8 protein-coding genes are annotated in these 13,032 nt (G+C 67.1%); 4 read left to right on the forward strand and 4 right to left on the reverse strand.

From position 1 onward, the window contains the following. Window positions 1-206: transposase (locus tag ABZ877_RS39235; protein WP_361081351.1), on the forward strand; the 206-nt coding region annotated here is incomplete at its 5' end. Here the strand turns inward: ABZ877_RS39235 and ABZ877_RS39240 are convergent. Continuing rightward, on the reverse strand, window positions 166-537 hold the full coding sequence (locus ABZ877_RS39240) for a hypothetical protein (protein ID WP_361081372.1): 372 nt from the start codon (window positions 535-537) through the stop codon (window positions 166-168). The two genes, ABZ877_RS39235 and ABZ877_RS39240, sit on opposite strands and share 41 nt — an antisense overlap. 484 nt (window positions 538-1,021) lie before the next feature. Here ABZ877_RS39240 and ABZ877_RS39245 point away from each other — a divergent pair, with 484 nt between their 5' ends. Further along, entirely contained in the window at window positions 1,022-2,224 is a 1,203-nt protein-coding gene (locus ABZ877_RS39245; RefSeq protein WP_361081353.1) for a teichoic acid biosynthesis protein C, read from the forward strand. 420 nt (window positions 2,225-2,644) lie between these two features. Here ABZ877_RS39245 and ABZ877_RS39250 read toward each other — a convergent pair whose 3' ends face one another. The 3 genes from ABZ877_RS39250 to ABZ877_RS39260 form a co-directional block, all read right to left on the reverse strand. Further along, window positions 2,645-4,846: a trypsin-like serine protease gene (locus tag ABZ877_RS39250; protein WP_361081356.1), complete on the reverse strand. Its 2,202-nt coding sequence runs from the start codon at window positions 4,844-4,846 to the stop codon at window positions 2,645-2,647. A 166-nt stretch (window positions 4,847-5,012) separates the two neighbouring features. Continuing rightward, window positions 5,013-6,542, reverse strand: a complete 1,530-nt coding sequence (locus ABZ877_RS39255; protein ID WP_361081359.1) for a trypsin-like serine protease — start codon at window positions 6,540-6,542, stop codon at window positions 5,013-5,015. A gap of 452 nt (window positions 6,543-6,994) precedes the next feature. After that, window positions 6,995-7,477, reverse strand: a complete 483-nt coding sequence (locus ABZ877_RS39260) for a hypothetical protein (protein WP_361081362.1) — start codon at window positions 7,475-7,477, stop codon at window positions 6,995-6,997. A 646-nt stretch (window positions 7,478-8,123) separates the two neighbouring features. Here ABZ877_RS39260 and ABZ877_RS39265 point away from each other — a divergent pair. Together ABZ877_RS39265 and ABZ877_RS39270 are read left to right on the forward strand one after the other, a co-directional pair. Beyond that, a complete protein-coding gene (locus ABZ877_RS39265; protein WP_361081365.1) occupies window positions 8,124-12,068 on the forward strand; it encodes a polymorphic toxin-type HINT domain-containing protein in 3,945 nt (1,314 codons plus the stop codon). 27 nt (window positions 12,069-12,095) lie between these two features. After that, the gene (locus ABZ877_RS39270; RefSeq protein WP_361081369.1) at window positions 12,096-12,566 is read left to right on the forward strand and encodes a hypothetical protein; all 471 of its coding nucleotides are present in this window, start codon (window positions 12,096-12,098) and stop codon (window positions 12,564-12,566) included. The last annotated feature ends 466 nt before the right edge of the window (window positions 12,567-13,032 follow it).

Consider the following 13,032-nt stretch of genomic DNA (forward strand, 5'->3'; position numbering starts at 1 on the left):
GCTGGGTGGTAGAGCGGACCTTCGCCTGGCTCCACGGCTTCCGACGACTCCGCGTCCGCTGGGAACGCCGAGCCGACATTCACGAAGCCTTCCTCTTGCCCCTGAGGCATCGGTGTGCGTTATGTGTCCAGACCGTAGGCTTCCACCGCGGCATCAACTCACCCGTCACTCCAGGTCCAACTCGCGGACGTCACCCAGGACGGTGAGAGGGAATTCCGGAACCATATTCGGAGGCCGCACCGTGTAAGTGGTCACGCGCATCAGAATCGGATCGATCATCAAAGCCGCCCAGGTGCCCGTCCGGGGCTCCGCCCCCTCTTCCTTTTGCAGGAAGAAGCACCCCTCAAACGTGACCAGGTATACGGGTTCGTTGGGTGCAGTAACGCCGCCGCCATACATCTGACGCATCACAGCGGGCCGAGTCGTGGAGACAACTTTTCCATGACGTGGATAAGGATCACTCCACTCGCGGGCCCACTCCCGTGCCGCCACGGATATCTGCCGAAGAATCCGATCAGGGATTCGACTGGAAGGCATGGACAGTTCGTACTCCGATGTGCCGGATCAGGCAAGGGGCGTGCACTTGGGTGGCCGACAAGCGCGCCACCGCCTGGGCGCCAGTCTTTGAGCGCGCGTACGCGGCCGCCCTCGAGAAATCGCGGCGCACCTTCTCCCTGACCGCTCTGTAGGAGGTCGTACAGGCGTGGCAAGGCCGCGTCGCCGCCGCGCCGGCCCCTGACGCATTTGTCGCCTTCGGCTACAACGACAGCGACTTCGTCGACGCGACGGAGGCTCCGCGGCAGGCGCGGATGAGCAACGCCCCTCCGTATGCGGTTCGCTTCTCCGATGCGGCCGCCAAGGTCCTCGAGATCTGCTGAGCATGCCAAGACCGCACACCTGCCGGGATGCGGCAGACGGGCGCGTGCACCAGGGGAAAGACCGCTCCGCCCGGCACAGCGTGAACGCGCGGGCCGGGACAGCCGCGTAAGTGAAGCAGGAGGTGTGAGCTTAGATAGCGGCTATGACCAATGAAACGCCTTCGCGTCCCAGCCGTCGTTCCCTGCTCGCGTGGACCGGTACCACCGCGCTGACCGCCGCCACCGTATCGCTGGGCGCCGCCCCGGCCTCGGCTGCCACCTACCCCGCGCACGGCTCCGCCCTGCTGGTGCCCTCGGCCCGGATCGACCTCAACAGCCCCTCGGAGAGATGGATACGCGAGAAGGCCACCCAGGATGCCACCATCATCCAGGCGCTCGGCTACGACAACGTCAACCGTCACATCTACCTGGCGCAGGTGATGCAGGCAGGCCGTCAACTAACCGGTGAGAGCGCGCCGGTGACCAGCGCCGACCGCAACCGGCGCGGTGATCTCACGATCACCAAGTGGGACATGGACGGCAACATCTTGGGTCACATGTATCTGCGCGGGTTCGGGCACGGCGCCAACATCGGTGTCGAACCGGTCGGCAGCAGCGCCTACTTGTGGATCGAAGCCGACAGCGTCGAAGTCACGGACGAAAAGGGCAATGTGTCCAGTCGCGGCACCCGTCTGGCACGTTTCCCGTTCGTCAACGGCCAAGTCCTCGACACCACCTCACCCACCCTGGCCAAGTACACCCCGGTGCCCGGCTCCACACGCAACAGCACCACCATCGACCCGGTCTACGGCCGTCTCGTCATCCGCTACAAGGACACGGACAACGGCTACAAGTACCAGATCCACGACCTGGACCTGGCCCGCCTCGGGATCTTCAGCGAGCCGCTGGCGACGATCAGCGAACCGTCCCTGACCGCTCTGCCCGGCTGGCCCCTCACCACCTACGGCAAGCCCTATCTGCAGGGCTACGCCGCCGTGGGTCGCTACCTCTACATGCTGCACGGCAACTCTTACGGCTTCACCCAGGACATCGACGGTACGGGTCCCGGTGGAGCAGTGGTGATCTCCGAGCCGGGTGTCGGCAACACGTTCCTGTCCGCGGTGAACCTCGCCACCGGCGCCTTCGACCCCGCACCGCCCGTTCCTTTCGACAAGGACGTCAACCCCCTGCACACCACGGCCGCCTACACCCTGAAGTTCCGCGAGCCCGAAGGCCTCGGCGTGCACATCCCGGACCTCGCCCGGCCGGGCGTCTTCGAGCTCGGCATGGGCTTCGCCTCGGACGGTGACGACGGAAAGCGCAAGGCGAGCATCTACGGCAAGGCCGGCCTCATCCAGCCTGCCTGAGGCCCGGCGTAGGTGAGGCGAGCGCGAGACACGCCTCGTGACCCAGAGCGGGCGTCATGGCGGTCTTTGAAGAGGCATGGACCGTCTGGCCTTGCTGGCGTTGCGGCCGATGGGGCACAAACACTCGCGGGAGGCACAGCTGTCACTGAGCCGGAGGCGAGGCCGGGCGCCGGCCCCGTGTGGCGCACGGGCCAGGCGGTTTGCTGACCATCGCGAGACACCCGGTCAGGTTGCACGGAAGCTATGCGTGTCCTGTATCTGGCCGCACCAACGCCGGCACTGCTTCCCACAACAGGCGTGCGAAGCGGCGCCGGCGCAATTCGTGTTCGGGTCGGGTAGAGTGCACGGTTCATGACGGTGTCGTCAGAGCCCGTAGGGCCGGTCGGCTACCAGGGTGCGGGGCCGACCGGCCGTGTGTGCTCAGCGTGCGGCGGTGCCGAAGGTGGTGCCGGTGGCGGGCAGGCCGCCGGTGCCGGGCTGGTAGGTGGTCACCGCGGCCTTGGCGTTGCCAGGAATGACGTTGCCGATCGGCAGGGCGTGCAGGGCCCCATAGGCGGCGGGCCCGTAGGGCATGCCGGCATACAGGCGGGTGCCGGTGAAGTGGATGCTCTCACCGAGCCGCTGACCGGACTTCGGAGTTCCGGGAACACCGGCGCTGTCACCGGCCTGGACCCATACATCGTTGTCGCCGGCCGCGCCGATCATGCCGAAGACGTGGGTGGCGCCGGCCTCGGTCTCGGTGCCGATGGCCTCGCCCGGGGTGCCGACAGCGACGAGCAGGGTGGATGCGGTGGCGGCCTTGCGCGGGGTGGTGTTGATCGCGGTCAAGCTCTCGCCCATCCGGTCACCGGCCTCCGAGGTGCCGCTGACAGTGTCGTCGGCCTCGCCCTGGCGCAGTTCGCGCAGATAGCTCCAGGTCTTGTCGGCGTTGATCCGCACCAGGACGACGCGGCCCGCCTGGGCGCGGTCCTTGCCGCCGGAGGTGGTGGTCTCGCCGGGCGAACCGATGGCGAGGATGGAGGTGTTGGCCGCGGCGGTGGCGGTGGCGCGGTAGGAGGTCATCGCCAGGGCGGCGCCGAACTCGTCGTCCTTCTCGGCGGCGCCGACGATGGCGCTGTTGTCCTGGTCCATTCCGCCGATGCTGGTGGGCCGGCCGTCGGCGTCCAGGGTGTGGCTGAACAGGGCGACGGTGCCGGAGTCGGTGGCAGTGTCGACCGCCTCGCCGGGCGCGCCGATGGCGAAGAAGTTCTCATCCCCGGCGACGGCGGCGCCGAACCTGTCCCCGGCCTCGACCGCGCCGGGCACGTTGGCTGGCAGGTCCTGGTGGAGGGTGCGGCTGGTGTCGTCGTAGACGTAGAAGGCCATGCCGCCCTCCTTCTCGGTGCCGACGGACTCACCGGGCACGCCGATCAGGATCCACGGGCGGCCCGCGGCGGTGGTGCCGGCGGCCAGGGACTGGCCCATGTGGTCACCGGCCTCGGACGCCGAGGACAGCAGGGCGCCGGTGCCCGCGCCCTGCTCCAGGTGCTTGGCCTTCACCGCACCGGTGCCCAGGCCGCTGCGGGCGCCGAAGAGGATGTCGACCATGCCCGCGTCGGTGGCCCCGTCGACGTCCTCGCCGGGGGTGGAGACGACCAGGTCGGTGTAGCCGTCCTGGTTGTAGTCGACGGTGTCGATCGCGGTGGCGAATCCGTCGCCCGGCTCGGCGCCGCCGGACACCCAGTCAAGGTCCTGGTCGATCTGGGCGGTGCCCTTGCCGCCGCCGTACACGATCCGCACCAGGCCGGCCCCGGTATCGCCGCCGACGTTCGCCTTGGCGTCGGCGATCGCGATGTCCTCGATGCCGTCGCCGTTGAAGTCGGCGATCTCGGTGGCGCCCACCGTGGTGTCGATCCAGGACTTCAGATCGTCCACGCGCACGCCGACGGCGTCGGTACGCGTCTCGGCCGGATCGGCGCCGAAGCAGCCGCCCTGCCAGGACCGGGAGTTGATGCCGACCAGTTCCAGAGTGCTGCCGTTGGCCGCGAGCTGCGGGCCGCCTGTGTCACCGGCGCACAGCGAGGCTTTGTCCGTGCCCGTCAGCGGCAGGTCGCTGCTGCTGGTGGCGCCGACGGTGAAGGCGCCGGAGTGCAGCTTCAGCGGCGACCACTCACTCGTGGTGCGCCCGTATCCCGCCGCGGTCACCGTGGTGCCGGCGGCCGGGGCTTGGGCGGCAATGTCGACCGGGGTGATGGTGGTGACCGGCTTGTCCAGGCGGGCCAGCGTCACATCGCGGTCGGCGCGCGGCACCAGCTGCGTCACCGTGCGGACCTGGCCGGCGGTGGTGGTCAGGTCGCTGCGGCCGATCGTGGCCTTGGTGATCTGGGCGGGCGCGCCGGCAGCGGGCTTTCCGTCGGCCGAGAAGCAGGTGGCGGAGGTGAGCAGCCACTGCGCGTCGACCAGGACGCCGGAGCAGGTGCGGTCGTTGTTGCCGATGTCGATGCGGGCGGTGAACGCGGCGGCCTGGGCCGTGGCCTGGGAGCCTACGAGCGCCTGGGCGGGAAGTGCGGTGGCGACGCCGGCGGCGAGAGTGGTGGCAAGCAGGCTGCTCAGCAGCGCTGTCCGGGAGGTTGTTCTGGGCACGGGAATACCGGATCCGATCAAAGATGTCAGAGGGAGAGGCCCCCAGGGCGCAGACGTCCGGGGCCCATCACGGCCCGCAGCTCAACACGCGCGGTGACTCCGGCAAAGCGGGCCGCGACCGGGTGCGGCCCGCTGGTGGGCGGCAGGCACCGCTGGGGAAGTGGGACTAGCCGATGGCGGGCCACATGCTGGTACGGGCGGACAACTTGCCCTTGCCGTCGCCGGGGTAGAGGTAGAGGCCGCCGGCGGAGTTGATGGCGGCGATGTCGGCCTTGCCGTCGCCGTTGTAGTCGCCGCCCATCATGACGGGGAAGCTGGCCCAGGACGGATCGGGCCACATCTGGCCGAAGTAGTCGAACTTGCCCTGAGTGTTGCCGGTGTAGAGGCCGAGCGCGCCGTCCTGCCCGATGGCGGCGATGTCGTTGAGCTGGTCGCTGGTGAAGTCATCGGAGGTGATGAGCTTCTTGTTCCAGCTGTCGTCGTGCCAGACCTCGGTGCGGGTGCCGTCCAGCGCACCGGAGGCGGCGGTGGGGTAGGCGTACAGGCGTCCGGAGGGGGCGACGGTGACCAGGCCGTCGCGGGTCCAGCCCTTGGCGCGGTAGGTGGCGATGTTGGGGAAGGAGCCCCAGGAGTCGTCCTTCCACATGGCAATCGCGTTCGCCAGCGGACCGGCAGTGGTGCCGGGGTAGAGGGAGAGAACGCCGTCGACGTTCATGGCAGCGATGTCAGCATTGCCGTCGCCGTTGAAGTCACCGCCGAAGATGCGGGTCTTGCGGGCCCAGCTACCGTCGTGCTTCCACAGCTCCCGCCCGTAGACCAGGGTGCCGCCAGCGGTGGTGTAGAAGGCGTGCAGGTTGCCGTCCGCGGTGATCGCGGCCACGTCGGGGCGGCCGTCATTGTTAAAGTCGGCGGTGGTCACCACGGTGGTGACATCGGCGTGCATCGTCGCCAGCCGGTTCTTGCCCACCCAGCCCGCCAGGTCATCCACGCGGACGCCGATCGCGTCGGTACGGGTTTCGGCCGGATCGGCGCCGAAGCAGCCGCCCTGCCAGGACCGCGAGTTGATGCCGACCAGCTCGAAGAATTCGCCCTTGGCGGCCAACTGCGGTCCGCCGGTGTCACCCGCGCACAGCGTGGCCCCACCCTTCCCGACCAGCGGCAGGTCACTGCTACTGGTGGCGCCGACCGTGAAAGCACCGGTGTGCAGCTTCAGCGGCGACCACTCGCCCTTGGTGCGCCCGTAGCCGACCGCGGTCACCGTGGCGCCGGCGGCCGGGGCCTGCGCGGCAATGTCGACCGGGGTGATGGTGGTGACCGGCTTGTCCAGACGGGCCAGCGTCACATCACGGTCGGCGCGCGGCACCAGCTGCGTCACCGTGCGGACCTGGCCGGCGGTGGTGGTCAGGTCCCTGCGGCCGATCGTGGCCTTGGTGATCTGGGCGGGCGCGCCGGCAGCGGGCTTTCCGTCGGCCGAGAAGCAGGTGGCGGAGGTGAGCAGCCACTGCGCGTCGACCAGGACGCCGGAGCAGGTGCGGTCGTTGTTGCCGATGTCGATGCGAGCCGTGAACGCAGCCGCCTGATCAGCGGCCGCGGCACCGGTAATGGCCTGGGCGGGCAGCGCCGTGGCGACGCCAGCGGCGAGGGCGGTGACGAGCAGGCTGCTCAGCAGCGCCGTCCGGGAAGTTGTTCTGGGCACGGGATACGGGGTCCGATCAAGTATGTGAGAGGAGATAGATATGGAGTTAGCTGCAAATTCACCAGAGCACACCGTTTAGACCCACCGGCCGAGCGAGGCTGTAACGCCGCTTCCGTGAATGTCCACGTTCTCTGGCGTGGGCCCCAGAGCTCCTTCGTGGCCGACAGCACAAGGAGCGTGAAGCTTCACTCCAGGGGTCTGCGGTCTCGCCGAAAAGGCCCTTGGTCTCGTCGTCCACGGGCACAGTGGTTTCCGCGAATTCCGCAGGCGGCGGGGACCGCACTCACCATGGAACCGAAGGTGTCGCCAGGCGCGTTCACCGTCTTGCTTGCGGTGGGGGTAACGCGGGGCCGTGTGCCGGATAATTTCTGGGCTGTCAGTGGCCAGAAGGTAAGAGCGGCCTGGCGGCTTCTTGTGCCAGCGAGGCTGGCATTGCGCCAGGAGAGGAGAGGTCAGCCGGTTACACGGATCTCGACCAGGACGGACTGTGATCCTCCAGGGAGTCCTTCGCCGACGCTCTTATAGCCGTCCTTGGGGATGGCAACGGTCTCGGTCTGGCCTTCTGCGGTGAGGCTCGCCTTGATGGCTTGGCCACCTGCTTCGAAGGCGAAGATGCGAGGCAATTCCAGGGTAAGGTAGCCGCTTTTGGCGTTTACTTCGAAGCAGTACTCGCCTTTTCTGCCGACGGACCCGTCTGCAACCGTCATGGCGATGATCTGGCCAGTCGTACGCCCGCATTCGGCGAGGGTGATGTGACCATCGCCGCGCTTGAGCTTGATGCCCTCAGTCTTCAGGACTCGGTCCGCGCCAGGGTAGTTGAAATCCTCGACCAGAAGAGGCATTTCGTCGCTGGTTGCGCTGGGTGCGGCCGGGGAGTCGGCCGACGCCAGGGCAGAGGCACCGAAAGCCACGGCGGCTGTCGTGGCGGCAGCCACAGCGGCTGCGGCCAGATTCCTACGTGCACGCGATATCACAAGTATTCCTTCCAGCGGAGTCGAAACTGCTTAATCCCGTGGGGGACTGTGCGCGTCAGCCATCGACAAGCAGGAAGCGCACCGCAACCGCTGTGAAGTAACTTCGATACTTGACCCCGACGGCTTCCGCGTTTGGATTCGCCAGTACCCGCCGTGCGTCATCGTCGCCCCCCGGTGAGCGTGCCGAGAATAGCAGGGATTGCATCGGGGTGCATGGGTTCGACCAGGGATAGCAGGCCCCATCGAGGGACAAACCATCAGATGTCCGACCTGTGGATGCCTTACAAAATATACCCAAAGTGTACTTTTCATGTCTGATCTACAGAGGGAAGCGCGACAGTACGAACAGATCTCAGGCTCAGGCATTGATGCTCGGCTTCCAACCCCTGGCAGAGTCACCCGCTCCTCTCGGCTTCTCTCGACGCCCACGCGGATATGCTCACGTCCGCTGATCTTGGGCGCGTAGAAGGCGAACCAGTTCGCCTCACAGAAGACCCGAGAGATCCGTACACCGAATGGGAAGACCGTGAGTCTGAGAAAGAATGGGCCGAGAACGGCCAGGGCGTCCTCGCGTCTGAGACGCGTAGTGACACCGCCCCTGCTGGCTATGTCCTTGGTGATGGGACTGATAGCCGCCGGTCCAGTTCCGGCCGCAGTGGCATCGTCCACCGAGGAGAGCGCGGCACAGGAGTACTCGGCCGAGTTCGCACTGGTCGACCGGGGTCACGTCGTCGACTACTGGAAGGAGGGCGGCCCGGGTGTCAGGGCCGCTGCTGAGGCCGCCCTGATCGGAACCGACGCAGATGTGCAGAAGTTCCTGGCTGCTGCGGATGACCTTGAGTTCCAGGACGACCGGGTGGGCGCCGCTCAGCTCGCCTCGGTCGGGGGCACCGAGTTGCTTGCCGCTGCACGACGGGCACTAGCAGGCTCCCCCGAGGAACTGGACACGTTCCTTGCCACGGGTTGGCAGGGCCCGTTGGAGCAGGATCAACGGGTCTTGGTGGCGCAGGTCATTGCCACAGCTGGCCCCAATGTGCAGGCCGCCGGTCGTGCCGCACTGCAGGGCACGGCCGATGATGTGCGCAAGTTCCTCAGCGAGGGGCAGTACGCGCAGCAGGCGCAGGACGATCGTGTCCAGGTCGCTCAGATCATCAGTGCGGGCGGGGCTAACGTGCTGGCGGCGGGCCGTTTGGCCCTGAGGGGCACGACCGAGGACATCCGGGAGTTCCTTGAGGTCGGCCAGTACGTGGCGCGGTCCCGGGACCAGGAAAACTCGACTGTGGCGCAGCTCGCCGAGCAGGCGAAGGAGGCCGGGCGTCAGGCCGCGAAGGAGACCGACGCAGCCAAGGCCGAATCCGCCAACGCGGTCGAGGCCGCACAACTGGCGAAGGAAGCGGCACAGCGGGCGGCGCGGGAGGCCGAGGCGGCCAAGACCGATACGGCCGCGGCCGGCCGCGCGGCGAACCGGGCCGCCAAGGCGGCGTCACAGGCGGCACAGGCAGCTCAGAAAGCGATCGATTCGGCGCGCGCGGCCAACAGTTCTGCTCGTATCGCCGCCAACGCGGCATCGCAGGCCGCTGCCGCAGCTGCTGGTGCTTCGCAGGCAGCGTCCGAGGCCCAGAACGCCGCTGCGGCTGCTGCCACGGACGCGAGCAAGGCGGATGCGGCACGCAAGGCGGCGGGTACGGCTCGCGCGGCGGCCGAGGGTGCCGACAAGGCGTCGGAAGCGGCCAACCAGGCGGCCAACGCGGCCACGGCGGCCGGTGACGCGGCCAAGTCCGCGATCAGCGCCGGTGCCAACGCCAACGCCGCCGCCAACGCGGCGGTGGAAGCAAGCGCATACTCGGATCAGTCGAGTGCGGCTGCCGTTCAGGCCAGGGCCGCCGCCGCGGCCACGAAGCGGCACGCCGCCGAAGCGAACCGCGCGGCGGCTGCCGCCGAAGCTCTCGCGCGCAAGGCCGCGACAGCCGCAGGGCAGGCACGCGACTCTGCGAAATCAGCGGCTGTCCATGCACGCAACGCAGCCCAGGCCGCCGATGACGCCGCCGACCACGCCGGAGAGGCCGCGACAGCCGCCGCCAAGTCAACGGCGCACGCCAACGCGGCCACCAGCGCCGCGAACACCGCTGTCGACGCGGTCGCGAAGGCACGGACCGTCTTCAAGCTCGCCCGCGAGATCGAGACCGAGGAGCTTCTGGGACGAACCAACGCGGGGATCGAGCGGGTCAAGGACCTCAAAGCCGAGGACGAAGAACGCACCGCAGCTCAGGCGAAACTTGAGCAGGGCGTCAAGGACCGGGACGCCGAGCGCGACCGGCTGGTCGGCGAGGCCGCCCAGGCCGGTGCGGACTTGCAGCAGGTCGCCAATCAGGGCCGCGAACTGGCCGTGTCGACGATGAAGAACGGCACCTCTTGGGGGCGTGCCGCAGCGGAGGCGGCCCTGGCCGGCCCGGACGAGGTCGTCATCGACTGGCTGCGCAACGGCTGGAAGAACGCCCAGGAGCAGGAGAACCGCTCCTACATCGAGCGGCTGGCCGAGGAGAGCGCGGTCAAGGAGGTGCGTGACGCCGCCGAGGCCGCCCTCAAGGGCGACGCCGCCGCCGTCGCCGACTTCGTGGACAACGGTCAATACGAAGTCGGCTCCGAGCCCATGCGGGTGGAGATCGCGCAGATCATCTCCCAAGCAGGACCGGTCCTCGCAGAAGCCGGCCGAGCGGCTCTGAGCAGCGGTGACCCGAAGCAGTACAGCAAGTTCATCACCGAGACGCAGAACGCCAAGCGCACCGAGGACGAGCGGGTCAAGGCGGCTCAGCTGCACGCCTCGGGCGGCCCCGAAGTGCAGTCTGCGGCACGCATCGCGCTTGCCGGGCCCCCACAAGCCCTGCATGCCTTCATTGCGTCGGGCCAGTTCACCGCACAGCGCAAGGACGAACTCGCGGCCACCCACGTCGCCCAGGTCCAGCAGATGATCTTCGGAGCCGCGAAGATCGCGGCGAAGGCACAGCAGAACGCGGCCGAGGCCCAGAAGGTCGCCGCAACGGCACGCAAGGCCGCCACCGAAGCAGCCGACTGGGCCAAGAAGGCCGAAGACTCCGCGGACGAGGCCAAAGAGTACGCGGAGCAGGCGGATCAGTACGCGAAGGACGCCGAGACATCCGCCGCCAAGGCAGCCGAGTCCGCCAGGACCGCACGCAAGGCCGCCAACAGTGCCGACGCCGCCGCAGCCGACGCCGCCCGTTCCGCCACCGACGCCACCCTCTCTGCGGAGAAGGCCCAGGCCTCCGCGTCCACTGCCTGGTACTACTCCGAACAGGCCCGCCAGTCTTCGGTCGCGGCGGGCAAGAGCGCTGAAGCAGCCCTCAAGGACGCCGACGCGGCGTTCAACACTGCAATCGCCAAAGCGAAGGAAGAGCTGGAGGCCGAGCGGAAGGCTGCCGTCGCGGCCAAGGAAAAGGAGATCAACGACAACGGAGCACGTGCCCGTGAGATGTACCGCTGCGGGTTCGCGTATCTCCCTTGCGACCCACAGAAGTTCGCCCGCTGGTGCCAGCAGAACGACATCTACTGCCGCATCTATTCCGACGGCCCCGGATACTTCGAGGCGCTGAGGCCGCTCTGGAAGATCACTGCGGAACTCACCGGCATCGGTAACCTCCAGACATGCCTGGACAACCAGGACCTTGCCAACTGCGGGCCACTGGTGGCAGAGGCACTCATCGGCGCGAAACTCAAGTCCCTTGAAAAAGCATATGACGGTCTGAAACTTCTCAAGCGCACCTGCACCAAATGTTTCCCGGCCGGGACCAAGGTCCGCATGGGAGACGGGTCAAATGAGAACATCGAGGATGTTCAGCCGGGCGATAAGGTGCTTGCCACCAACCCGGAAACCGGATATACCGCCGTCCGCGAGGTAGTCCGCCAGATCGTCACCCAAGACGACAAGCATTTCAACGAACTGACGATCGCCACCCGAGCAGGACCGCAGACGCTCACGGCGACGGAAGAACACCCGTTCTGGAGCCCGTCGCAGCATCAATGGGTCGAGGCTGGGGCGCTCAAGCCGGGGATGGACCTCCTCAGCAACGACAAATCCACGGTCCGGGTGCAGGAAAACCGCTCTTACGCACAGCGGCGGACGACCTACAACCTCACCGTAGCGAACATCCACACGTACTATGTATTGGCGGGCACGACTCCAGTACTCGTCCACAATGCGAGTGGCTTGTGCGGAGTGGAAGCGCTGGAGAATGGGGATTGGAAGCATATCCTCGATCGGCACCGGCCGGGCGGCGCTCTGGTGGACCCCGAGGCCGGGATCCTCATCGGCAAGGAGAAGGTCGTCCGCCAGCGAATAGCGGACGCCATCAACCGGGGAACACCGAAGAAGAACACCCCCGATCCGAAAACGCAGGAGCCGCGCCCCGGCTTCTTGTATGACTGGGACTTTGGTTTTCCGGTCGGTAGGCAAGGGCCGAAAAATGGTGGTGGCCCTCTGACCACCATCCGCGTCGTCGTTAACGAAGGTAAAGTCGTGACCGCATTCCCGATCTGAAATGGAAAACAGGAAGCGGAGGATTCCGTGATTCAGTTCTCATTCGAGACTCCGAGCCCCGAATCGCCCTGGTGGCAAAAAACCTGGGACAGCGTGTATCGTACGGAGCCGGCCACCATCGACGAAATGAGCCTTCGCTACAAGTACTTCGGAGTACGCCCGAGGCTCGTGGTCGACGGAGTCGCGGTCATGTCCGGCGAGAGCCACGTGCCACTGGTGGACTTGGCGCTGAGCCTGCGCTTTGCATTGCACCGCCTCTCTTCGGGCGAAGACGCAGCAATCGGCTTCACGGAAAGCGACAGAGTCATCCACCTACAACAAGAGGAGCGTGTCATCGCGATCACTTCGTCCGATAGTGAATGGCGCACAACCGTCGATTCAGAAGCACTGAAAGCGTCCTTCGTGACATTCGTGAGAGAAGCGCACTCGCGCCTGATTGCGCATTGTCCAGAATTGGCCTGCAACGCAAGCATTCAGAAGCTCCGCGAAATTGCGTGACGAAACATAGGCCCTAGGAATAACAGTCGAGTGCGGGCGCCCGCCGAATTTTTTCGGTGGGCGCCCGAGATCTTTGGGGAGACGCGGAAGCCCGTACCGGGCGGGCCCGCCTGTACTGCAGCACCTCCTGCCGCCAGGCCGCCCACCGAGGCCGCAGCACCGGCGAAACCACCTTGCCCGCACCCGAGCCCGCCGTACCCACCCCCATCCAGCAGCCCGACACCTAGGAGCACAACGGCCGAGCGTTACAGGTATTGCTGGAGCCAGTACACGAGCACTCCGGCGATGCCGGTGCCCAGGCCATAGGCCAGGCCGCGTAGCAGAGAGAAGGCCGCGGCGTTGCGGAGACGCCGGTTGCGGTGTGATCCCTTGGCTAAGAACGGCTAACACAATGAGCTACATCGGCCCCGGTGGCCGTGCCTCGTAGGCGAGTTGGGCGTTGTCCGGGCCGTGGGGACTCCACCGT

The organism is Streptomyces sp. NPDC046939, from assembly GCF_040644575.1.
GTDB lineage: Bacteria > Actinomycetota > Actinomycetes > Streptomycetales > Streptomycetaceae > Streptomyces.